Genomic DNA, 22837 nt, shown 5'->3' on the forward strand with positions numbered 1-22837 from the left:
CACGTCTTAAGGAGAAGTATGTCCAGTGCCAGCGTGGTCGTCGATCCGCGTTTCGTCGTCGGTCCGATCAACCGGCGGCTCTTCGGCTCGTTCATCGAGCACATGGGTCGCGCCGTGTACACGGGGATCTACGAACCGGGCCACCCGAGCGCCGACGATGAGGGCTTCCGGCAGGACGTCATCGAGCTCGTGCGGGAGATGGGGGTGTCGGCGATCCGGTACCCGGGCGGGAACTTCGTCTCGGGATTCCGGTGGCGGGATAGCATCGGGCCCCGCGAGGAACGCCCGCGCCGGCTCAGCCTGCCGTGGCGATCCACCGAAACGAACGAGGTCGGGCTGCACGAGTTCGCTTCCTGGGTCGAGAAGGTCGGTGGAGAACTCATGTACGCGGTCAACCTCGGCACGGCAGACACGATGGACGCGCTCGATGTGGTGGAGTACTCGAACATCGCCGGCGGGACAGCGCTGGCCGAGGAGCGCATCACGAACGGCCGCAGGGAGCCGTTCGGAATCTCGATGTGGTACCTCGGCAACGAGATGGACGGTCCCTGGCAGCTCGGCCACTCACCGGCGGACGACTACGGAAAGAAGGCGTCACAGACGGCCAAAGCGCTGCGTCAGCTTGACCCGAAAGTGGAGCTCGTGGCATCCGGATCATCGCATCCGACCATGCCGACCTTCCCGCAGTGGGACCGCGTGGTGCTCGAGCACACCTACGACGATGTCGACTACATCTCCTGCCACGGCTACTACCAGGAGAAGAACGGTGACCTCGGCTCGTTCCTCGCCTCGCCGGTCAAGATGGACCGCTACCTCGATACGGTGATCGCGACAGCGGACCACGTCAAAGCGCTCAAACGGAGCGACAAGACGCTCAACATCTCGTTTGACGAGTGGAACGTCTGGTACCTCGGCGAGAACCTCCGGAGCTTCCCGCGCCAGAAGGACCGCTTCTATCGCACCGACGAGATCGAGGGAGACGACTGGCCCGAAGCGCCCCGCCTGGCCGAAGACGTCTACTCGGTGGCCGACGCCGTCGTCGTCGGCGGGCTGCTCATCTCGTTGCTGCGGCACGCCGACCGGGTCACCTCAGCGTCGATGTCGATGCTGGTGAACGTGATCGCCCCGATCACCACCGAACCCGGTGGGCCCGCCTGGCGGCAGACGACGTACTTTCCGTTCGCGGTTACCTCCCGCCTCGCCGCCGGTGTGTCTCTCGACGTCCGGGTCGAGAGCGTGCACTACGAGTCTGAGGAACTCGGGGAGGTACCCGTGGTGGATGCCGGCGCCACGTACGACGCGGAGTCCGGCCGTGCCGCTGTCTTCCTCGTCAACCGGTCGCTCACCGATGAAGTCACGGTGTCGGTGAGCCTTGCCGCGCTCGGAGACCTGTCGGTCCTGGAGACCCAGATGATTGCCGATCCCGACGTCTATGCCACGAACACGAGGGAGGACCCGGAGCGGGTGTCACTGATACCGAACACGTCTGCGGCGGTGGATGACGGCATCCTCATGGTGACTCTGCCTGCGGTGTCGTGGACGGCGGTGTCCCTCGGCTGAATTACGCCGGGACGGAGCCGGATGACTCGCGCGTGACGATGTGGAAGTCCGGTTTGGCGAGCCGGGGCGGCCGGCGCTCGCCGGTTTCGCGGATGCGTTCGACGAGCATCTCCACAGCCATCTCGGCGATGGACTCGCGGCCGGGATCGACGCTCGAGAGTGACGGCACAGAGAAGCGGGTCTCGTCGATGTTGTCGAACCCGATCACCGCGACCTCGTCGGGGACTCGAGTGCCGGCTTCGCCGAGGGCGCGGAGGGCGCCGAGACCGAGAGTGTCGTTGAGGGCGAAGACCGCGTCGAAGGGAACCCGCTCGGCGATCAGGCGGCGCACGGCGGCTGCCCCCGCCTCCCGACCCCACGGGCGGGCCGCGCAAATGAGTTCCGGAGCCTCGGGGATGCCAGCGTCCTCGAGAGCCTGCCGGTACCCGCGCAGGCGCAAGCTCGCCGAGCTCGGTTCATGCCCACCCTGCTTCCCGTCGGACTGCTGTGGGACGCCGATGAGAGCGATACGGGTGCGGCCCCGCGCGATGAGGTGTTCGACCGCAGCGCGGGCCGACGACACGTTGTGCATGGTGACGTGGTCGGTGGGACCGCCGAAGATGCGTTCTCCGAGCAGTACGAGCGGCAGCGGGACATTGAGTTCGTCGACGTCGTCCTGGCCGAGCCGCACCGGACTCAGCAGCACCCCGTCGGTGCCCTGCAGCAGCGTGCCCTTGACCACGTCCAGTTCCTTGAGTCGATCGCCGTTGGTCTGCCCAACCAGGACGCTGAGCCGCCGTTTCTCTGCAGCGCGGATCACGGCATCCGCGAGCTCGGCGAAGTAGTTCTCGCGGAGGGCGGGCACGGCAAGTCCGATGACGCCTGTCCGGCCGGAGCGGAGGCCCCGCGCGGAGAGATTCGGCCGGTACCCCACCTCGACGATCGCGCTGCGCACCCGATCGCGCACCTCGGTGCGCACGTGCGGATGGTCGTTGATGACATTCGAGACCGTCTTCGCAGAAACTCCCGCGACCCGCGCCACGTCGCGAATGGTCGACCTCATCGATGACTCCGTCCTTGTGGCGCTCTGGTCAATATATCCGACCTCACCGGGCATAGAGCGCAGTCGCTGGGCACCCGTTGCGGGCCGGCGGCATCCGTCGCCCGCGGCGCTTTCGCCGACCGCTCCACTTCCATGCTCGCGCTGCAGATACTTCTGCAGCGCGGACATGGATGTGCCGCGCTCGCGGGCGTGACCGCTGGCATCCGTTAGCCGACGCTCCTTCACGCTCGGGGCAGGGGCCGGCATCGCCAGGCACGCGATATCGGGGGGTCTCGGCGGTTCTCGCGGCATGATTGCTTCATGACATCTCAGAACGTTTTACACATGGTGCTCGTCCGCTGGAACTCGCCGCTACAGCAGGGCGACCTCGACCAGTTGACCCGCGCGGTTGGCGTGTTGCCCGAACGGATCCCGGGGATCCTGAGCATCTCCTCGGGGCCGAGCTCCAGCCCCGAGGGAATGGAACGCGGATTCGAGTGGGCGCTCGCGATCACCTTCGCGAGCGAGACGGCGCGCGACGAGTACCTGCCGCATCCGGATCATGAACCGGTGAAGGACCTGATCGGCAAGTGGGCGGCCGAGGTCCTGGTCTACGACCTGAACGTGTGAGGCATCCGTTCCGGTCCGCATGAGCGCGTCAACCGTTGGTGAACGCCAGGCGCGCTACGGCATCGCGCTCCGGGCCTGGTCACGCGAGGCGACCTCACGGCGAACCTCGTCACGGAGCCTGCCCTGCCTGCTCGGGTCGGGCGCGGCCGCGAGAAGCAGCTTGGTGTAGTCGTGCTGGGGGTTGAGGATGACCTCGTCCGATGGGCCGCGTTCAACGATGTTGCCGCGAAGCATCACAATGATCTCGTCGCTGAAGTGCCGCGCCGTCGCCAGGTCGTGTGTGATGTAGAGAACCCCGAGGTTGTCTTCACGCTGCAAGCGGGCGAGAAGGTTCAGGACGGACAGGCGGATCGAGACATCCAGCATCGAGACGGGCTCGTCCGCGATGAGGAACCGCGCGCCCGGCGCCAGCGCGCGGGCAATCGCAACCCGTTGACGCTGGCCTCCCGACATTTCGTGTGGTTTCTTGGCGGCGAAGACATCCGCCGGAGTGAGGTTCACCCGCTCGAGCAACTCGTAGACGCGTCGTTTCGTCTCGCGCGCATCGGTGGTCGCGCCATGGAGACGGAGCGGTCGGTCGAGGTGGTGCTCGACGGTGTGGAAGGGGTTCAGCGAAGCGAACGGATCCTGGAACACCATCTGTACCTGGTGGCGATAGTTGACGAGAGCGCGACCGCGGGTTGCGCTCGGGGCACCATCGAGGAGAATTTCGCCGGATGTCGGTTGCTCAAGCTTCGCGATCATCCGCGCGACCGTTGATTTGCCGGAACCCGATTCACCGACGATCGCGATCGTCTTGCCCGGTTCGAGCACGAAGCTGATGTCGTTCGCCGCGCGCAGCTTCGAGCGCTTGAGACCGTTACGGATCGTGAAGTCCTTGGTCAGGTTCCGTACCTCGAGCGAGTCCATGCTCAGCCCCTTCCTTTTGCCGAATCACCGGTGCGTACGAAATCTCCCCGTTCCCCGGTCAAGCTGGGGAAGGACGCCAGAAGCCTCTGCGTGTATGGATGTTGAGGGTCCTCATAGATCGATTCGGCGGTGTCGAGCTCAACAATCTCACCGCGCAACATGACGGCGATCCGATCACTGATCTCCAACAGCAACGGCAGGTCGTGGGTGATGAAGATCACCGCGAAATTGAACTCCTCCCGGAGTCGCATAACCTCGCGGAGGATTTCGCGCTGAACGACAACATCGAGAGCTGTGGTTGGTTCGTCCATGATCATGACCTGCGGTTGCAGCGCGAGAGCCATAGCGATCATCACCCGCTGGCGCATACCCCCGGATAGCTCGTGCGCGTAACTGTTCAGGCGGTCCGGGTCTACGCCAACGAGGCTCAGGAGTTCGCGGCTGCGGGCGAGCTTCTGCTCCCTCGACATTCCGGGGCGGTGCGTCGTCAACACGTCGAACAGTTGCGCGCGGATGCTGATCACCGGGTTCAGGGAGTTCATGGCGCCCTGGAAGACCATCGAGATCTTGTCCCAGCGGAAGGAACGAAGACCGTCGCCCGAGAGGGAGACCACGTCGATGTCCTGACCGGACTCGTCATGGAAGATCACTTCGCCTGCGCTCATGAGCGCTGGTGGCTTCAGGAGTTTATTCAGCCCGTACGCGAATGTGGTCTTACCGCAGCCGGATTCGCCGGCGAGCCCGAGGATCTCTCCCCGGTACAGCGTGAGTGAAACGTTCTTCACCGCTTGCACGGGAGGGTCAACCTCGTACTCGATCGAGACGCCGCTGGCGGTGAGAACCGGAGTGAGGTTTTCGATGTAACGCTCGTGCGCAGCGCTCCCGAGTGGGGCGGTGCCGGGGTCGTGAGTTGCACTCATGCCGACGTTCCCTTCTTGTGGTCAATGATGATTCCGTCGTCAGTGACCGCGTGGTTCGACGTGACCTGACGGCCCGCCTTCCGGGCTTTGCGCACGCTGCGCTGTGCAGCGGGGGCGAGGCGGAGCCTCGGGTTGATGTATTCGTCGATGCTGAAGTTGATCAGTGAGAGTCCACACCCGAGCAATGCGATGAGCGCGCCCGGTGGGATGAACCACCACCAGGCCCCACTGGAGAGCGCTGTTCCGAGCTGCGCCTCGTTGAGCATCGTTCCCCAGGTAATCGATCCGACCGGACCGAGACCGAGATAGGAGAGCCCGGCTTCACCGAGGATGCCCATGATGACGGCGAACAGGAACTGTGCGGAGAGCAGGGGAAGCAGGTTGGGGAGAATCTCAACGAGGATGATGCGCCATGGCTTCTCACCGGCCACGCGGGCAGCCGCGACGTAGTCACGATTTCGCAGCGACTTGGCCTGGGATCGGAGCACCACCGCGGACCCTGCCCAGCCCGTCAACCCGAGCACGAGCGCGACGAGGAGGAGCGTGCGGGATGGCACGTAGCTCGCAATCACGATGATCAGCGGCAATCCGGGAATCACCAGCATGATGTTGGTGATGAGCGAGAGGACTTCGTCCGTCCAGCCCCCGACGTAGCCGGCGATGATGCCGAAGGCGAGCGAAAGAATGACCGCGATGACGCCGGCGATCAGCCCGACCATGAGTGATCCGCGGGCGCCATAGGCGAGTTGGGCGAGCACGTCGTATCCGAGCTGCGTCGTTCCGAGCAGGTGTTCCGGGTTCGGCGCGAGGTTCGACGGGTTTCCCGAGAACTTCGGGTCCTGCACGAAGAAGGGCGCAATGAGTCCGAACAGGACGATGCCGAAGGTGAGCAGGAGGCCGACGATCAGCTTGGGCGAACGGGGCACGGCGACCGCGAGGCGTCGGCGTGTCTTGGTACGTGAACGGATGGCGACCGAGGCGGTGTGCGGGAAGGCTGTCGTTGCGGGTATCTCGTCGAGCGGGATCCCGTCTGCGGCGATATCCTCTCGCGGAGATGCCGAGTCAACTGATTTGGCGAGTTCGTGCTCGCGGATACTCTCATCCATTGTGACGCGTCCTTGGGTCGATGAAGCCGTAGACCATATCCATGATGAAGTTGGCCATGAGCACCGTGACGGTGATGATCAGGAAGATTCCCTGCATCAGGGCGTAGTCGTTGTTCTGCACCGCCTGGATGAGGAGCTTTCCAATCCCGGGATATGAGAAGACCTGTTCCATGACGATCGACCCCGCGACGACGAATCCGAGCGAGATGCCGAAACCAGCGATCGACGGGAGGATTGCGTTGCGGGCCGCGTAGGTGAGAAGAACGCGGGAGTTGCGCAGGCCCTTCGCCTCAGCGGTGGTGACGTAGTCGTCTGACAGCGTCGAAACCATCATGTTCCGCATGCCGAGGAGCCAGCCTCCGAACGACGAAAGCACGATGGTCAGCGCGGGAAGCGTGCCGTAATAGATCACCGAGCCCACGAACGCCCACGACCACTCCGGCCCGCTCGTAAATTCCAGGCCATAGGCGTGAATCCGTGGGAACCACGTGTTCTGCACCGAGAAAAAGTAGACGAGCAGCAGGGCGAGCCAGAAGTACGGCACCGACTGCAGCAACGTTGACGCCGGGATAACGCCGTCAAGCGCGGTGCCTCGCTTTGCCCCGATCCAGATCCCGCCCGAGATGCCGACGATGAAGGAAAGGATCGTCGCAAGACCGACCAGCCCGATGGTCCACGGCAGTGATTCACTGATCAGCGTTGCTACCGGAACCGGGTACTGAGTGACCGATACGCCCAGATCACCGCTGAAAATGCGACCGAGGTACGTGACGTATTGGGACCAGAGTGGTTCTCCGGTGTCGGACCCGAGGAGGAGCCTGATCGATTGCTCCACTCCCGGCGGGATGTCTCGGCCGACCCGTGCCAACTTCGCAAGAAGTATGTCGGCTGGGTCGCCAGGCATCATCCGGGGGATGAAGAAATTGAGGGTTAATGCCGCCCACAGGGTGGCCGCGTAGAACGCGATCCGCCGGGCGAAGTACTTCATCGACTATCCCTCGAGATCATCAGAACTCCTCCTCGTGTCCTCATTCGCTGTTACTTCTTGGCCGGCTCGAGATTCTGCACGATGTACGCCATTTCGAGAGGCGACCCTGACTGCATGAAGGCGTAGAGGTTGTCCTCTGTCGGCCATCCGGTGAAGTCGGTGTCGTTGTAGAACGACTGTGAAGCGTTCATGTTCACCGGGATGTACGGCAGGTCCCGAACGATTTCCGTCTGGATCCGGTCGTATGCCTCAGCCTTTATCGCCTCGTCGTCCGTCGCTGACGCGGCCAGAACTGCCTCGTCGACGATGGGGTTGGAGTATCGGGTGAAGTTCATGTGGCTCGGCGCGAGTTGCTCGCCGACCGGTGCGGTCTTCTCCGTCGTGAGGAAGTCGCTGTAGATCCGCCACGGGTCGGCGATCGAGGTTGTCTGCAGGAAGCCGAGGATCAGCTCGAACTGTCCCGTCTGGCGTCCGTCGGAGAACTCCTGCCAGGAGAAGGTTCCTGCAGTGATTTTAATGCCGGCTGCAAGCGCCTGTTCCTCGATCAGCTTTGCCGCGTTGTTGTAGTCGTTCCAGCCGTCGATGGAGTTCAGTGTCAGTTCGAGCGGTACGCCGTCCTTCTCGTAGATGTCGTCGCTGTTCTTGGTGTAGCCGGCGGCTTCGAGTACCTTGCCGGCCGCGCTCGCGTCTGCGGTCTGCGGAGCCTCACGCGGTTGGTCCTCGCCGATCCACATGTCATCACGGCCGAGAAGCGCGAGCGTGGGTGACATCGGTGTGGTCAGGCCTACGAAAGCCTTGTCCGTGATGGTCTGGCGGTCGATGGCCAGGTTGATCGCCGTGCGGACGGCCGGGTCAGTCTGCGGGCCCTCACAGCCGAGGTCGACGTTGGCGCAGGTGTAGAGAACGGTGGGGTCGGACGGGAGCACCATGTAACCCATCCCGGCGTCCACCATCGACTGGTAATTGGCGCTGAAGATCGAGGTGAAGTCGATCTCGCCCGATGCGACGAGGTCCTCCGCGGCCTGGTTCCCGTCGATGGCGAGGAAGCGGACGTCCTTGAGCTTCGGCTGATCCCAGTACTCCTCGTTCGCGGTAAATGTGTACGCGCCACCGGAGATCTCATCAACGACATACGGACCGCTGCCGACCGGGTTCTCGTTAGTGCCGCCGGTGGGGTCGTCGTTGTCCGCCCAGATGTGCTCGGGAAGTATGACGGCCGATCCCAGCAGACTGACAACATTGACAAATTGCGGGTCGCTGAAGACGAGCTTCACGGTGTTCTCGTCGACCGCGATCGCCTCGGTCATGGTTTCCGGCTTGGAGACGTCATAGGTGAAGCTGAAGACGACATCGTCTACAGTTAGCTGCTCTCCGTCGTTCCATTTCGCGTCGTCGCGGATGTTGATGGTGAGCTCGCGCCCGTCCTCATTGAACTCGTAGTCAGTGCCGATGAGCGGCTTGGCGTCCTCCGAGGTCATCCGGTTGAAGTGGAACAACGGCTGGTACACCATGCCGGTCGTTCCGGCGAGCGGGGTGGGAGAGAACGGATTGAAGTTCGCAACCACCGGCGTCTGCGCGCCGGAGAAGATCGTGAACGTCTGCGGTTTTGCATCGTCGGAGGAGGACGGTGCACACCCGGAGGCGAGTAAGGCCAGTCCGGAGGCGAAACCGACAGCCATGAGCCGGAATCGATGTTTGTTGCTGGTCATCTTCGGTCCTTTCGTAGTTTGTCTTGCGAGGGAGACTCAGTGTTGGATCGGCGGAACAATCTCAAGGTGCGGTCCGCTGCGCCGCTCGCCGGGGAGGAGCGCGGCGCGGACCCGCGATTCCACGGCCGATCGGGTCGGCGGGTCGAATGGAAGTTCGTCCAGAGTGAGCAGAATCGAACCGACGAGCGGTGACAACTCCGGGACGATGACCTTCGCGCGGGGGTGGCTGATGGCAATGCCCTCCCGAACCGCGTTGTTGAGTATCGGGTAGTCAGCGGCGAGTACGCCCCCGCCGAGCACGACGTCGGCCTCAGCGTCGTTCAGCCCGACTTCGTCCAGAGCGATTCTCGCCATGGAGATGACCTCGAGTGCCTGACGTTCGACGATGTCCCGGGCGATCTGGTCGCCGAGAGCGGCGGCGTCAAACAGTAGGGGCACGATCTCATGGAGGAGTGACTGATCGATGTCACCCAGGTGCATGGCCTCAGAGACGGCAAGGGCAGTCGGTCTCCCGAAGTGGCGGGCAATCATTTCGTTGAGCAGGGTGTGCGGACCGCGGCCGTCCTCTCCCCTGGCAGCGTGGAACATAGCGGAAAGCGAGAGGTCAAGGCCGCCACCCCAGTCGCCCGTGATCGTCCCGATTGCCGGAAACCGTGCCACTTCACCGTCTCTGCCCAGGCCGACGCAGTTGATTCCCGCACCACAGACCACGGCGACACCGACGCGATGGTCAACTCCCGAGCGCAGTAGGGCCAGGGTGTCGTTGCCGACCTGAGCCTCCGGTGCAAAATCCCAGGCCAGGATCCGCTCGCGAAGCTGGTTCTCCTCGACGGCGAAGTCGGCGTTGGCGACATACGCACCGATGGTGAAGATGTCGGGATGTCCGGCCGCCGCGATGGCCGCGGTGACGGCATCCTTCAGTTCCTTTTCCGCAGCAGCCGTACCAATCGTGTGTGGCCGATGCCCTCCGGAGCGGGTGACGTTCAGCACCTCTCCGTCGATGCCGACGACGGCGATATCGGTCTTTGAGTTTCCGCCGTCGATTGCGATGACCGCAGTGCGGCGCGGAGGAGTCATCGTGCCCACGGGAGGAATGCGGTGTTTTCCGCGAGGAGTCGGTCGGTCAGGTCGTTCGCCAGGTCCCACTGTCCAACGAGCGGATGGGCGAGAAGAGCGTCGGCGACGCGCTCGCGACCGCCGTGGATGGCCGCGTCCAGAGCCAGCTGCTCATAGGCAGCGACATGCCCGATCAACCCGGCGAAGCGAGGCTCGACCGGCGCTTGCGGAAGCGGATGCGCACCATCTGCGCCGATGATCGCCGGTGTCTCGATGACGAAGTCGTCGGGCAGGAAGGGCAGGGTGCCCCGGTTAAGCGTGTTTACAACCTGCACGTCCTGACGGTCGGAGACGAGCGAGGCGACAAGCTGCACTGCGGCTTCGGAATAGAACTCCCCGCCGCGGTTGGAGAGAAGAGCTGGTTTCTCATCAACTCTCGGGTCGGCATAGAGCTCGAGCAGCTTCGCCTCCATTTCGGCGACCTGTTCGGCGCGGGTGGGGCTGTTCAGCTGCTCCTCTACGACGGTGTCGTGCTGGTAAAAGTAGCGCAGGTAATAAGAAGGGATCGCCTGCAGGCGTTGGAGCAATTCGACCGGCTGGTGCATGCGGTTTGCGAGGAGTTCGCCCTGAGTCTCGAGCAGGGAGGGCAGGAGGTCTTTCCCGGGGCGGTCGGTCGCGGATGTCGGGATGCCGGACTCACCGGCGTCGAGCAGTCGAACGCCGCGCTCCCAGGTGAGGTGGTTCAATCCGAGGTGGTCGAGAGCGATGCGCTCGGGCTGGACGTTGAGGAGGCCGGCGAAAAAACGCTGCAGTCCGATGGCAACGTTGCACAGGCCGATTGCCCTGTGTCCGTGGGAAAGGAGCGCGCGACTGACGATCCCGACGGGATTGGTGAAGTCGATGATCCACGCGTCCGGGTTCACGGCGCGCACGCGTTCGGCGATGTCGAGCACGACCGGGACCGTCCGCAGCGCCTTGGCCAGCCCGCCTGCACCGGTGGTCTCCTGGCCGAGGCATCCGCATTCCAGCGGCCATGTCTCGTCGCGCTGACGAGTTTCCTGCCCACCGACCCGCAGCTGCAGCAGCACTGCCACCGCGCCGTCAGCGGCGTGCGACACATCGTCGGTCTCGGTGACGGTAGCGGGATGGCCCTGCTTCGCCAGCATGCGCCGTGCGACACCCGCGAGGAGTTCGCGTCGTTCGCGGTTCGGGTCAACGAGGGCGATCTCGGTGATCGGCAGCGTGCTTCGCAGCCGAGCGAAGCCATCGATGAGTTCAGGGGTGTAGGTTGAGCCACCGCCGACGACGACAATTTTCATGTGGTGACTCCAAGGTTGCGCGCTGCTCAACAGATGCACTGGCTGTCTGCGGCGAGGTGATCCTCGGTAGCGCCAGTGCTTTCTGATGAGCGTAGAGGATTCAGGGGATCCTGTAAAGACTCTTTCCGAGTTTGGACTCGAAGATCTCGAGACGGGTGCCGCTTACCGCGAGTGAGCGCGCGCCCTGCACTGCACCCGCGCGTCCGAGGGTGCTGGGAATGACCGCAATCGGCCACGGGACGAGTTCGGCCAGGTGGCTTTCGAGGGTGGTGCGACCGGGCTGGATGGCATCGCCTACGCCCCCGACAAGCACGATTGTCTCCACGTCGACGACCGCAACAACGCTTGCGCACAGCGCCGCAATGCGGCTGGCGGTTTCGTCCACAACGGCCTGCGCGAAGGAATCGCCGGCTTCCGCTGCAGCGAAGATCGCTGGCAGGTCGGCGGCGCTCGTCACCCGTGTTGCCTCGACGAGGGGGCCACCGGCCTTGAGGAGGGAATCTGCGAAAGCCGTCATCGCCCGGCTGCTCGGATCGGCCAGGATCGCCCCCCGGGAGGAGCTGCGGAACAAGAGGTCCAGCTCTCCGGCGCTGCCGCGCCCACCACGGTGCACCTCGCCGCCGAGGACCAGCGCGGCACCAACGCCGGCGCCCACCGATATCATCGCGAAGTCATCCTGATCGACGCAGGCGCCGTATCGCCGTTCGGCGAGTGCCGCAGCATTGACGTCGTTCTCCACAAACACCCGCGTGCCCAGCAAATCTCCCAGCTCATCAGCCAAAGTAGAGCCATTGAGGCCCTTGAAGCCACCGGCCATCTCGATTCGCCCGGTGTGCGGATGGACAACGCCGGGGATCCCGACACCGATGGCCTGGATATCACGAACGTCGATCCCTGCCTGGCGGCAGACTTCCTTGCGGAGGCGGAGAATCGTGACGATAATGCCAGCGAGGGACAGGTCATCGACCGGTTCCTCTGCGTCCGCCAGGAGGCGGTCATCCAAGCCGGCGAGCTGCGCACGGATGTAACGGGTGCCGACATCCAGGCCGAGAACCGGCAGCGTCCGTCCGGCGGCCTGGAACAGCTCGGCCCCGTACTTCGAAACAGTGGGGCTCGATTCCACCTGCTCCACAAGTCCCGCGTCGACGAGCGAGGTGAGCGCGGCCGATACAGTTGGTTTCGTCAGGCCGATGGACTTGGCGAGCGCGGTGCGCGTGGAGGGGGATTCCCGATACAGCTCGTCCAACACCAGGCGCTCGTTCGATCGCCGCATGTCCTTCAGCCCGGTCGGCCGTGTTGTCCTGTTCTCCACGCGTCCATCCTTACAGAGCGCCGTGTGGCTCGATATAGCTCTGGGGAGCATAGGGGATCCGGGGCGTGAACAGTATGCTACGCAACTGCATCCTGTTAAGACTCTTTACCGGATTTATTTCTTCGTGTCACCGGTGACTCTGGTGCGCCTTCCGCCGCAACAGGGGAGCAGGGCGCCGACTGGTCCGCACGTCAAGGCTCCGGACCAGATCGGACCTGCGCTGTAGCGTTAAGGTCGGCCGCGTAGACGCGGTTCACACCTACACCCCGGAGGTCTCTATGCCCACCACCGTGCCCGCCCTCGTCACAGCATCCGCTGGAGCATCCTTCGAGCGTTCCACGATCGAACGCCGGGATGTCGGCCCTCACGATGTCGAGATCGACATCGCCTTCGCGGGGATCTGCCACTCCGACATCCACCAGGCGCGCGCCGAGTGGGGTGCAGGCATCTTCCCGATGGTGCCGGGTCACGAGATCGCCGGGATCGTCACGGCGGTCGGCGATGACGTGACGAAGCACAAGGTCGGCGACCGCGTCGGCATCGGCTGCTTCGTTGACTCCTGCCGCGAGTGTGAGAACTGCCTCGCCGGCGAAGAGCAGTTCTGCCTCAAGGGCAACGTCGGCACCTACAACGGCCGCGAATACACCGGCGAGCCCACCTACGGCGGGTACTCCACCTCGATCGTCGCCGACGAAAACTACGTGCTGAGCATTCCCGAGGGCATCGACCTCGACGTCGCGGCGCCGCTGCTCTGCGCGGGCATCACCACATACTCGCCGCTCAAGCACTGGGGCGCAGGCCCCGGCAAGAAGGTAGCGATCGTCGGCATGGGCGGACTCGGGCACATGGGTGTCAAGATCGCTGCGGCGCTCGGTGCCGAAGTGACCGTGCTCAGCCAGACCCTCTCGAAGAAGGACGACGGGCTGCGACTCGGCGCGACGGACTACTTCGCGACCTCCGACCCGGAGACGTTCAAGAAGAATCGCAAGCGCTTCGACCTGATCATCAACACGGTGTCCGCCGACCTGCCGGTCGACGACTACCTGTCGATGTTGACCCTCGACGGCGCGATGGTGTTCGTCGGGCTGCCCGAGAACCCGCAGTCGTTCCGCGTCTTCTCGCTGACCGGCGGGCGCCGCAGCCTCGCCGGATCGAACATCGGTGGCATCCGCGAAACCCAGGAGATGCTCGACTTCTGTGCCGAGCACGGCCTCGGCGCCGACATCGAGCTCATCGGCGCCGACGAGGTCGACGAAGCCTACGAGCGCGTCATCAAGAGCGACGTGCGCTACCGGTTCGTGATCGACACGGCGACGATCCCGGCGCCCGCCGCGTAACTCGCCCCGCGGCATCCGCTCTGCTCGGCCACAAACGGTCGCTGATTCCCAGAATCAGCGACCGTTTTTGTCGTTGCAAGCGGGCGGATGCCGCCGAAGCGACCGTTTCTGTCGTCGCAAGCGAGCGGATGCCGCGGAACGCGCACGCCCGGAGGGTTACCGGGCACTGGTCGTGTGGGGTGCCCGTTCCGCCTCCGCTGGTTCGACCGGCGCTGGGCGGAGGGGGATCGCGCACGCCCAGGCCTGCACGGCGAGGAGGGAGAAGAACAACACAAGCACCCATGCGAAGCGCGCGGTCACCGGGATGCCAAGGGTCACCACCGCGACGACCGACAACGGCAGGAGTGACAGCGAGAGGACGCCGCAGACGATGCGTGCCCAGCGCCGAGATCCCGCCAGGGCGTATCCGCAGGCCATTCCGAGGAGCGGCGTCGCGAGCGCACCGCTGCCCAGCCCGGTTGTGAGGAGCGTCCACAGCTGGCCCGGCAGCGACAGCGTCGCCAGCGGGAACAGGAGCGGCGCCAGAATCAGGGCGCGAATCGGGCGCCCGGCCCGGCGCCGCACTTCGGCCCACCCCAGCAGCCCGCCCGCGAGAACGCCGGGCAGCAGGATGCCGACGAACGTTTCGAGCCACGCAAACTGCGACTCCACCCCGGCGAGTTCGACCATGAACGCGCGCAGGCTCGCCGCCCACGCCAGCCCGCCGACCGCGCCAATCAGGACCGGGTTGACCCATCTCCCGTTCATGGCTCGACTGTAGAACGGGCGGGCCGGGCGCGCGAGGGGTCTGGCGGCCTCTGCTCGGCCGGGCGAGCCTAGAGCGTCGTCATCCCGCCGTCGACACGGAAGGTCGCGCCCGTAGCGAAGCTCGACTCATCACTGGCCAGGAACACCGCGATGCCCTCGACATCCGACGCCTGCCCGGCCCTGCCGAGCGGAATGCGGGAGACGATGGCCGCCCGATCCTCCGGATCGTTCGCGATGGCTGCGACGAGTGGCGTCTCGGTGTAGCCGGGCACAATCGTGTTCACCCGGATGCCGTCGCCGGCGTAGGCCGCCGCGACCGCACGCCCCAGCCCGTGCATGCCGGCCTTCGACGAACTGTATGCGGTGAAATCCTGGCCCTCGCCGTTGAGCGCCGTCGGGCTGCCGATGAGAATGATCGACCCGCCGCGACCGAGCATCGAACGCACGCCGTGCTTGACCGTGAGGAAGGCCCCGGTGAGGTTGATGTCGAGAGTGCGCTTCCACACGTCGAGATCGAGATCGGCGACGGGAGCATCCTGGCCGAACAGCTGCACCCCGGCGCTCGCCACAACGACGTCCGGCGCGAAGCCCTCGGCGGCCATGCGCTCGAACGCCGCCGTCACGCTGGACTCGTCGGACACGTCCATCTGCACCGCGAGTGCGTTCTCAACCTGCCCCGCAGCATCCGTCGCCGCTTCAACATTGATATCGGTGAACACGACGCGGGCCCCCTCGCGGGCAAAGCGCTGGGCGATGGCCCGACCGATTCCCGAACCGGCGCCGGTCACGACGATGGCTTTTTCCTGCAGGCGAGAGGTCATGGAGTTCCGTTCCGTTCGGTGGTTGAGCGTGGGTCGGTGAATTTATGGCTGACGGCATCCGTCACGTTCGAGAGGCGAAGCACGGTGTACGGGTCGAGCGAAATGAGATGGTGCGAGCCCTCAATCCGAACCTCAGTTGCGATCGTCGCCGTGCCGATGTTCGTCAGCACCACCTGCCACGACCCATCGGCTTGTCGCGAGCCAACACACCACAGGCCGGGCACCGGCGGGCGGGCGGGGACCAGAAGCTCCCCACCCGCGAGGCTCGCCAGCGCAGAAATGGCGCTTTCGACGGGGTACGGACCGTGCTGATCCCCAAGACCTCGGGGGCCGGATGCCTCGAAGTAGCTCACGCTCGCAACCCGGGCATCGTCGGAGGCAGAGGCGATCGCGGCAAAACTGGCGATGGTCCACGCCTCGAGGCCCTCCGACCGTTGCCGCTCATCGGTGGCGCCTTCGGTCAGTTCGCCGCCGTAACCCTGACCGAGGTCCGAGGGCGCCTGGCCGGTCGCGTCGCTGGTTGCGACGGCGTTGAACCGTGGCCGGAGCGTGATCGGACCGACGTGCAACGGTCGCCCGTGGGCGATTGCGCCCGCGCTTGCCACGACGACCGCCTGCATCCGAATCGACTCGATGACCTGGGCCCGCTCCGTGGCGTGCATCTGCGGCGTGAGCGAAAAGGTGAGTTCCGGGATGCCGTCCGGCAGGCGCTGATGCTCGCGGTTCAGCTCCGTGAAATATGACCGCGCGCCACCGACGAGCGTGACGTCCGGCAGGTCTCTGGCAGCGCTGGTGAGCGCATCCCAGAGTTCCGCTTCGGTGACGTGACTGGTTGCCGAGAAGACCCCGACTCTCAGGACCCGCGTACCGCTCTCAACGAGGCGATTGACCGCCTGCCGCACCCCATCCGGCCCCTCGGGGACGATGCGAACGTCGAGGGGGAGGTCGCCCGCCTCCGAGGTGGCTCGGGCCAGCGCGTGCCGCCAACTCGGTGTTCTCGTGTCCAGTTCGACGAGCAGCGCGGCGACTCCGGGCGGCAGGTCCGCCGGGCTCCCGGGCATCGAGGCATCCGGGATCGTCGACGCGCCAACCGTGACCTCGGGAACCGGACGGCCGGTCCTGACCAGCTCGACGGCATCCGTTCGATCAGCGTGCGCTCGCGGCTGCACGCGCGTGGCAGTGAACGACACCGACTGCTCGACCGTCTCACCCGGTTCGATCGGGTAGGGGAAGGGCAGGCTGAGCGGGCGGCTGTATGTTTTGTAGCTCGCGTCGGTCCAGTTGCGCTGGTCTTCCATCTCGAACGTGTCGCCCGAGAACTCGGCGTGCGTCGTGACACCGTCATGCGTCCAGGTCAGCGAGCGGATGTCGACGGCCGGCTGGTGCGGTGAAACAGCCAGCGGGAACGTGGTGCGGACCTCGCCCGTTTCTGTTCCGACTGTCAGGTGTTCACCCGCCAGAGTCGGGGGATGCAGGACGACGAGGCCGAGCCTGTTCGTGAGGAATTCGGAGTGGGATGTCGCGACCAACACGACGGTGAGCGACTGGGCATCAGCGACAACGTCGACCGTCGCACTGATGTCAGCGCCGAACCCACGCAGATCGAGTCGGAGCCGGGTCCCGCCGCTGGGAGACTCGACGGCGGTGACCGTCGTCGGCACCGTGTTCCAGTCCCGATCCCGCGCGACGGCCCGCACGCTGCGCGCCACCGGACTGCCGTCGAAGCTGAGATCGGCGATCTCGTCGCCACGCAGTTCGAACCGCCAGGGTCCCCGTTCGACAGGGATCGGTGTCGGCTCGGCAGACCACAAACGGTCCAGTCGCTGAGCGTCGGTTTCGGTCATGGGGTCGCTCCTCGCCTGCGCACCCCTAACCCTTCACGGCTCCGGCGAGTGCGCCCTGAATGAAGTATCGCTGAAACAGCAAGTAGACGATAAGAACCGGGATCGCCGACATGAAGATGAAGGCGTTCATCGGCCCGTAGTCCGTGCCGTGCTGCGTCGAGAAGCTCTGGACCGCCAGCGGGATGGTCCAGTTGCTTTGCGTGCGCAGCAGCGTCGTTGCCATCGCGTACTCGTTCCACGTCGCCACAAAGTCCAGCACAAAGAGTGCGGCAAGAGCGGGTTTCGCGAGCGGCAGGACGATCTGCCAGAAGATGCGGAAGGAGGAGGCGCCGTCGAGTCGCGCCGATTCCTCAAGCTCATCCGGTATCCCGCGGAAGAACCCGTACAGCACAAAGATTTGGTACGGGATGCCGAAGGCGAGATACGGCAGGATCAGGCCGAAGAGCGAGTCCAGGATGTCGAGCTCCAGCATGGTGCTGAACAGCGGACCGAGCCCGATCTGCACCGGCACCATGGAGCCGATGGCGATGACCATCATCAGTGCACGGCCTCCCCGGAACCGGATGCGGGCCAGTGCGTATGCTGCAGCGGCCGCGATCGCGAGCCCCAGCGGGACCTTGATTGCCGCGACGAGGAGGCTGTTGCCCGCCGTCACCCACAGGTCGCCGGTCTCCATAGCTGCGGTGTAGTTGCCCCATTCCCAGGTGGACGGCAACGACCACATCGGCAGGCTGTTGAGGTCCGGCTTGCTCTTCACCGAGGTTGTGAACATCAGGTAGAGCGGAAGGAACCACAGCACGGCGGTGACACCGAGCGCGGCCCAGAGGCCGATGCCGACATAGTCCCGCGGAGCGCGTCGGCGCGGTTCGTCCGTCAGTATCTCCTGCGCGATGGCCGGGGTAGCGAGTGCGCTGCTCATCGGTCTTCTCCCTTCATCGACCAGGCCATATATGGAATGACGAGGGCAAGTGTCACAACGAGGAGCACGGTGGCTACGGCGCCACCCATTCCGAAGTTGTGGTTGGTGAATGATTGTGTGTACGACCAGAGGGCCAGTACCTGGGTGGACTGTGCCGGACCACCGCCAGTCATTCCGACGACGAGGTCGAAGACCTTCAGTGCGTTGATGATCGCCAGAATGACGACCACGACGGTTGTGGGCCTGAGCGCGGGAACCGTCACCGCGAGGAAGCGCTGCCACGCGTTGGCGCCGTCGAGCTTCGCTGCTTCGACCAGCTCGCCTGGGACAGTCTGAAGGCCAGCGAGAAACAGAACCATGCTGAATCCGACGCCCTGCCATACGCTCGCGACGAAGATCGACCCGAGCGCGAACTGTGGATCGCCGAGCCACGACTGTCCCCATGCGCCGAGGCCGACCGTTTCGAGGAGCTGGTTGACGAATCCGAGGGTCGGGTTGTAGATCCACCGCCACATCGCAGCGACGGTGATGGATGCGAACACTGCCGGAATGTAGAAGACCGCTCGCATGAGATTGCGGCCCCTCATCTTCCGGTTCAGGCCGAGAGCGAGGAGAAGGGCGATGCCGGTCGGAACGAGCAACGACAGGACCACCCAGATTACTGAGTTGCGAAGTGCGGTCCAGAACACGGCGTCCTGGGTGAAGAGCCTGACGTAGTTGTCGATCCCGACGAAAACCGGCTCCTCGGTACGGAAACCGGACCACTGGAAGAACGACAGGCGCACCGCGTCGGCCATCGGGTAAAGCAGAAACCAGCCATACAGGACGAGAGCCGGGATGAGGTACGGCAGCGCCAACACAAACCGGTGGTGCTTCGGGGTACGTGTCTTAACTCGACCCCTGGCGACAGATGTTGCGGCGGTCATGGCAGTCCTCTTTTCGGAGGGTCGGACAGCGTCCGGCAGAGTGAGGGAAGGGAGGGTTCCGAGGGGACACGAGGACGAGGTTCAGCCCCCGTGTCCCCGAACGGCTACTGGGAGTCGCGGAACTTCTGGAACTCGGCACCCGCGTCGGCGGGGTCAAGTGAGCCGGTAAGAACCGAGTTCTGTACGCGCCAGTACTCGGTGGTTTCCGCAGTGGAGAAGTTCTGGTCGTTGTTTGTGTAAACGCCATCTGCCGATGCGGCCAGGTCTGCCCAAACCTGATTAAGCGGGTTCTCCGTGGCGACGGGCACGTTCTTGTTCGCGGAGAGAGCCGCCCAGGCGTCGCCGGCGATTGCTTGACCGGCTTCTGAGGTCAGGAAGTCGAGGAATTTGGCGGATTCATCGGCCTTCTCGCTCGCCGAGTTGATGTAGAACGCTTCGCCGAAACCATACAGGCGACCGGTGCCCGTCGGGAAAGCGAAGATCCCGATCTCTTCCGGGTTCATGCCGTTATCGACGATCTGGCCGTTGTACCACGTGCCTTCCAGCGACATCGCGGCCTCACCGGAGAAGAAAAGTAGGGCGGAGTCATCGTTGTTGATGCCCAGGTATCCCTCGTTGAAGTAGTCATCGCCCCACGTCTTCAGCTCTGTGAACGCATCGGTGACGCACTGTTCGGAACCCCAGTCGCCGTCACCGGTGTTGAGCTCATCAGCGACGTCCGCGCCGCACGTGGTCTCGATCAGCGAATCCAGAAGGCGCATCACGTCCCAGTTCACAGTGCCGCCGAATTCGATCGGCGTGATTCCAGCGGTCTTCAGCTTCTCAGCGGCTTCCACCAGGCCGTCGTAGTCCGTGGGCGGCTCGGTGATGCCTGCTTCCGCGAACAACGTCTTGTTGTAGTAAATGCCTTCACTCTGCTGTGACCACGGGACACCGTGATAACCGCCGTACTGGGTGATGCCGCCGAGTGACGCTGCGGTGAATCGATCGTCCCACGCGTATTCGTCGTAATAGTCAGACAGGTCCATGCTCATGCCGACGTCGACGAGCTCACCGCCGAGGCCCGAACCCTCCCAGTACCAGTAAATGTCGGGACCGGCGTCGGTTCCGGCGACCTGGCGGAGCGCATTCTTGTGCTCGTCTACCGAACGCTGTTCAAGTTCGATGGTTACGTCGGGATTTGCTTCCGTGTAGGCGTCGATCAGTGCTTCGATGTTCGTGCCCTGCGAATCCTCCTGTGTTGGCATCCACACAGAGAGAGTTTGTCCGTCGCTGGCCTCTTCGGCGCCGCCACCGGAGCACCCTGCCAGGACGGTGATTGCTGCGGCTCCAAGGGCGACCGCGCGCCACGAGCGATTAATGTGCATCATTGCTTCCATTTCGGTTTCGTATTGGTTGGGGTTTGATGGGTCAGTACGGGATCAGCGCGTTTCCGCTGAATCCTGCCAGCTGTGGAACTCCTGGAGCTTCAGGTAGAAGTCCTCGAACATGAGCCGCGTGTCGACGTGCGTGTACACCCTCATCGGCCGGCTATCGGGCGATGGAACGTAGCTGCCGTCGTCCGCCAGCGTCGGTGTCGGCATCCCGACGTACGTGCTCGACGATGGGTCCGCTTCAAACAGCGACTGAAGCGCGGTGAGGAGTACCAGGGGGGAATCACCCATGGCGTACGTTTCGGAAGGCCCGCGGCCTTGCTCCGTCGCGCGGACGATCACTTCGGCGATTTCGGCATAGAGATAGCGGCCGAGCGGCCCGGCCGTCGCGACGCGAAGGCGCAGCTCGGCGTCAGACATCAGGCACTGGCGGTAGACATCCCGCGGCACCTGCCAGATGTGCAGGTCAGAGTCGTTGAAAACCACCTGCGCGGCGAGAACGTCGATGAGCAGGTTGTACTCGACCGGCATCGCATCCGGTGGCGGAACGGCGAGCCCTTCGTGCTCGTTGCCGCCGATCCAGACCACGGTCATCCGTTCTGCGATCCGGGGCTCCTGCAGGTAAGCGGAGGCCAGGTCCGTGAGTCCGCCGCCAGCCAGGAAGAACAGTGGAGACTCGTCGGCTCGCATTGCTTCGGCGACGATGGCGTCCGCCGCCGCCGAAGGCTGCGGGGTCGCGCGATCAGCGAGAGGTGAGTTCGATCCGGTTGCGATGACGTCTGTCGAGTCGAGACCCATGCGGGCGAAAACGTCTTTCGCAACGGCGACCGCGTTCTCAGCGGACCGGGGGCCTGGATCGAATGGGTCGCCGTCGCGAAGGTGCGAGCCGACGACCGCACGGATGTCGACATTGGGCGACAACAGGTGGTGGACGAGTTGGAACAGGTCGTCCGGATCCCCGGAAAAGTCGTTGTCGATGATTACTCGCGCACGCGGCCCGGCCAGCGGAGGGATGGCTTGCCAGGGGCTGCTGCCCAGTGTCCATCGTTTAGCAGGGGATGGCCGGGAGGCCTCGGGGTGAGGGATCGACGTCATTGGTGACCTTTGTTTGCTCGAAGTGCCGAGATTGATTAACCGGTTGACCGATTAGGTTATCGATAACCTATAACGTAGGTGATCGATAACCTAAATGCTTATCGAAGGCGTTACCTTTTCGTTATAAAGGGTGACCGAGTTGACAGGGGTAGAGCTTTGACGGAATCGAGCGCAGCGACTCGAGCGAGCATGGCGGATGTGGCGCGACTGGCCGAGGTGTCGACCCAGACTGTTTCCCGGTACTTCACCGGTACCGGGTACGTTCGGGCCGAGACGCGCAAGCGCATTGCGGATGCCATCCGAGAACTCGGTTACATCCCCAACCAGGCCGCCCGCAACCTCCGCGCGCGGAGGACGAATACCATCGGCGTGCTGTCGATGGGTGCGTTGAACTTCGGCAGTGCGGCCATCCTCACCGGCCTGGGGCTCGCCGCACGCGAGGCCGATGTGACGCTGATCATCGCCCAGCTCGATCTCGACCTCGAGGCAAAAAACTGGGAGTCAGAAGCTCGACGAGCGTTGGATCATTTCGTTGCCGTGCAGGTCGAAGGCATCATCCTGTCGACGCCCATCGCGGACGCAGACCGGCTTCTCGCCCGGGTGGGCAAGGAGATCCCCGTCTTCACAGTTTCCGAGCTCCCGCGGTCGCAGGAGGCCTCAGCGGGTGCGCACTCGTATTCGGCCGCATTCGAGGCCACGAGGTACCTCATCAGCCTTGGTCACCGCGACATCGTCCACGTTGCCGGCCCCGCTACACGGAACGAGGCTGCCGAACGCGTGCGCGGATACCGCGAGGCCATGGCGAACGAGCATCTCCCGTCCCGCGTAATCGGTGGGGCTACCGACTGGTCGGCGGCGTCGGGATTCAGGGCGGGGGAGTCGGCGGGTGTGTCCGGTTTCACGGCGGTGGTTGCGAGCAACGACGAGATTGCCCTGGGCTTCATGAGTTCACTGCAGAACCGGGGCCGCCGGGCACCCGAGGACTTCTCGATCGTCGGCGTCGATGACATGCCGACGGCCGCATATTTCTCTCCACCACTCACAACCATGCGGCTCGATTTCCGGGCGCTCGGCGTCGCCACGTTCCGGATGCTGCACCAGCAGATCCGGTCAGGCGAGCACGCGAACCACTTCGTACTCGAGCCGGAACTCATCATCCGCGGTTCGACCGCCGCTCTCATCGAGGGGTGACCCAGGGCATCCGCGCTGCTCGGACGAAAACGGTTGCTGATTTTCGGAAACAGC

The 22837-nt window shown here is 64.3% G+C and carries 20 protein-coding genes; 4 read left to right on the forward strand and 16 right to left on the reverse strand.

Annotation, left to right across the window (positions count from 1 at the left end):
• The first annotated feature begins 18 nt into the window (after nucleotides 1-18).
• A complete protein-coding gene (gene arfA, locus AC1C2M_RS13475) occupies nucleotides 19-1560 on the forward strand; it encodes an arabinosylfuranosidase ArfA (RefSeq protein ID WP_495437055.1) in 1542 nt (513 codons plus the stop codon).
• A 1-nt stretch (nucleotide 1561) separates the two neighbouring features.
• On the opposite strand, the gene AC1C2M_RS13480 is transcribed toward arfA, so the two are convergent.
• Nucleotides 1562-2602, reverse strand: a complete 1041-nt coding sequence (locus tag AC1C2M_RS13480) for a LacI family DNA-binding transcriptional regulator (RefSeq protein ID WP_495437056.1) — start codon at nucleotides 2600-2602, stop codon at nucleotides 1562-1564.
• Nucleotides 2603-2902: 300 nt separating this feature from the next.
• On the opposite strand from AC1C2M_RS13480, the gene AC1C2M_RS13485 reads away from it, so the two are divergent.
• Complete coding sequence (locus AC1C2M_RS13485) at nucleotides 2903-3211, forward strand: Dabb family protein (RefSeq protein WP_495437058.1); 309 nt, start codon at nucleotides 2903-2905, stop codon at nucleotides 3209-3211.
• A gap of 54 nt (nucleotides 3212-3265) precedes the next feature.
• Here AC1C2M_RS13485 and AC1C2M_RS13490 read toward each other — a convergent pair whose 3' ends face one another.
• From AC1C2M_RS13490 to AC1C2M_RS13525, 8 genes are all read right to left on the reverse strand, one after another.
• On the reverse strand, nucleotides 3266-4120 hold the full coding sequence (locus AC1C2M_RS13490; RefSeq protein ID WP_495437060.1) for an ABC transporter ATP-binding protein: 855 nt from the start codon (nucleotides 4118-4120) through the stop codon (nucleotides 3266-3268).
• 2 nt (nucleotides 4121-4122) lie between these two features.
• Nucleotides 4123-5040 carry an ABC transporter ATP-binding protein gene (locus AC1C2M_RS13495; RefSeq protein ID WP_495437062.1) on the reverse strand — a complete coding sequence of 306 codons (918 nt, stop codon included), beginning with the start codon at nucleotides 5038-5040 and terminating at the stop codon, nucleotides 4123-4125.
• Nucleotides 5037-6146 (reverse strand): ABC transporter permease, encoded by a 1110-nt coding sequence (locus AC1C2M_RS13500; RefSeq protein ID WP_495437063.1) that lies wholly within the window; start codon nucleotides 6144-6146, stop codon nucleotides 5037-5039. Before AC1C2M_RS13500 ends, AC1C2M_RS13495 begins: the two co-directional genes overlap by 4 nt.
• Nucleotides 6139-7134, reverse strand: coding sequence for an ABC transporter permease (locus AC1C2M_RS13505; RefSeq protein ID WP_495437065.1), 996 nt, complete (start codon nucleotides 7132-7134; stop codon nucleotides 6139-6141). Before AC1C2M_RS13505 ends, AC1C2M_RS13500 begins: the two co-directional genes overlap by 8 nt.
• Before the next feature lie 50 nt (nucleotides 7135-7184).
• Nucleotides 7185-8843 carry an ABC transporter substrate-binding protein gene (locus tag AC1C2M_RS13510; protein ID WP_495437067.1) on the reverse strand — a complete coding sequence of 553 codons (1659 nt, stop codon included), beginning with the start codon at nucleotides 8841-8843 and terminating at the stop codon, nucleotides 7185-7187.
• Between the two features lie 36 nt (nucleotides 8844-8879).
• Nucleotides 8880-9920, reverse strand: a complete 1041-nt coding sequence (locus AC1C2M_RS13515) for an N-acetylglucosamine kinase (protein WP_495437069.1) — start codon at nucleotides 9918-9920, stop codon at nucleotides 8880-8882.
• Nucleotides 9917-11218, reverse strand: a complete 1302-nt coding sequence (locus AC1C2M_RS13520) for a 6-phospho-beta-glucosidase (protein ID WP_495437071.1) — start codon at nucleotides 11216-11218, stop codon at nucleotides 9917-9919. Before AC1C2M_RS13520 ends, AC1C2M_RS13515 begins: the two co-directional genes overlap by 4 nt.
• A gap of 100 nt (nucleotides 11219-11318) precedes the next feature.
• Nucleotides 11319-12530: an ROK family protein gene (locus AC1C2M_RS13525; protein WP_495437073.1), complete on the reverse strand. Its 1212-nt coding sequence runs from the start codon at nucleotides 12528-12530 to the stop codon at nucleotides 11319-11321.
• A 278-nt stretch (nucleotides 12531-12808) separates the two neighbouring features.
• Here AC1C2M_RS13525 and AC1C2M_RS13530 point away from each other — a divergent pair, with 278 nt between their 5' ends.
• Nucleotides 12809-13867 carry an NAD(P)-dependent alcohol dehydrogenase gene (locus AC1C2M_RS13530; protein ID WP_495437075.1) on the forward strand — a complete coding sequence of 353 codons (1059 nt, stop codon included), beginning with the start codon at nucleotides 12809-12811 and terminating at the stop codon, nucleotides 13865-13867.
• Between the two features lie 156 nt (nucleotides 13868-14023).
• Here the strand turns inward: AC1C2M_RS13530 and AC1C2M_RS13535 are convergent, their stop codons facing one another.
• The 7 genes from AC1C2M_RS13535 to AC1C2M_RS13565 form a co-directional block, all read right to left on the reverse strand.
• On the reverse strand, nucleotides 14024-14614 hold the full coding sequence (locus tag AC1C2M_RS13535) for a hypothetical protein (protein WP_495437077.1): 591 nt from the start codon (nucleotides 14612-14614) through the stop codon (nucleotides 14024-14026).
• A 68-nt stretch (nucleotides 14615-14682) separates the two neighbouring features.
• Nucleotides 14683-15435, reverse strand: coding sequence for an SDR family NAD(P)-dependent oxidoreductase (locus AC1C2M_RS13540; protein WP_483406311.1), 753 nt, complete (start codon nucleotides 15433-15435; stop codon nucleotides 14683-14685).
• Nucleotides 15432-17279, reverse strand: a complete 1848-nt coding sequence (locus tag AC1C2M_RS13545; protein ID WP_495437079.1) for a D-apionate lactonase family protein — start codon at nucleotides 17277-17279, stop codon at nucleotides 15432-15434. The genes AC1C2M_RS13540 and AC1C2M_RS13545 overlap by 4 nt, the downstream gene beginning before the upstream one ends.
• A 25-nt stretch (nucleotides 17280-17304) precedes the next feature.
• Entirely contained in the window at nucleotides 17305-18198 is an 894-nt protein-coding gene (locus AC1C2M_RS13550; RefSeq protein ID WP_495437080.1) for a carbohydrate ABC transporter permease, read from the reverse strand.
• On the reverse strand, nucleotides 18195-19124 hold the full coding sequence (locus tag AC1C2M_RS13555; RefSeq protein ID WP_495437082.1) for a carbohydrate ABC transporter permease: 930 nt from the start codon (nucleotides 19122-19124) through the stop codon (nucleotides 18195-18197). Before AC1C2M_RS13555 ends, AC1C2M_RS13550 begins: the two co-directional genes overlap by 4 nt.
• 104 nt (nucleotides 19125-19228) lie before the next feature.
• Nucleotides 19229-20494: an ABC transporter substrate-binding protein gene (locus AC1C2M_RS13560; RefSeq protein WP_495437083.1), complete on the reverse strand. Its 1266-nt coding sequence runs from the start codon at nucleotides 20492-20494 to the stop codon at nucleotides 19229-19231.
• Between the two features lie 51 nt (nucleotides 20495-20545).
• On the reverse strand, nucleotides 20546-21592 hold the full coding sequence (locus AC1C2M_RS13565; protein WP_495437085.1) for a nucleoside hydrolase: 1047 nt from the start codon (nucleotides 21590-21592) through the stop codon (nucleotides 20546-20548).
• A 156-nt stretch (nucleotides 21593-21748) separates the two neighbouring features.
• On the opposite strand from AC1C2M_RS13565, the gene AC1C2M_RS13570 reads away from it, so the two are divergent.
• Nucleotides 21749-22783, forward strand: coding sequence for a LacI family DNA-binding transcriptional regulator (locus tag AC1C2M_RS13570; RefSeq protein WP_495437087.1), 1035 nt, complete (start codon nucleotides 21749-21751; stop codon nucleotides 22781-22783).
• Nucleotides 22784-22837: the final 54 nt, after the last annotated feature.

This window comes from Mycetocola sp. Y444 (genome assembly GCF_059445295.1).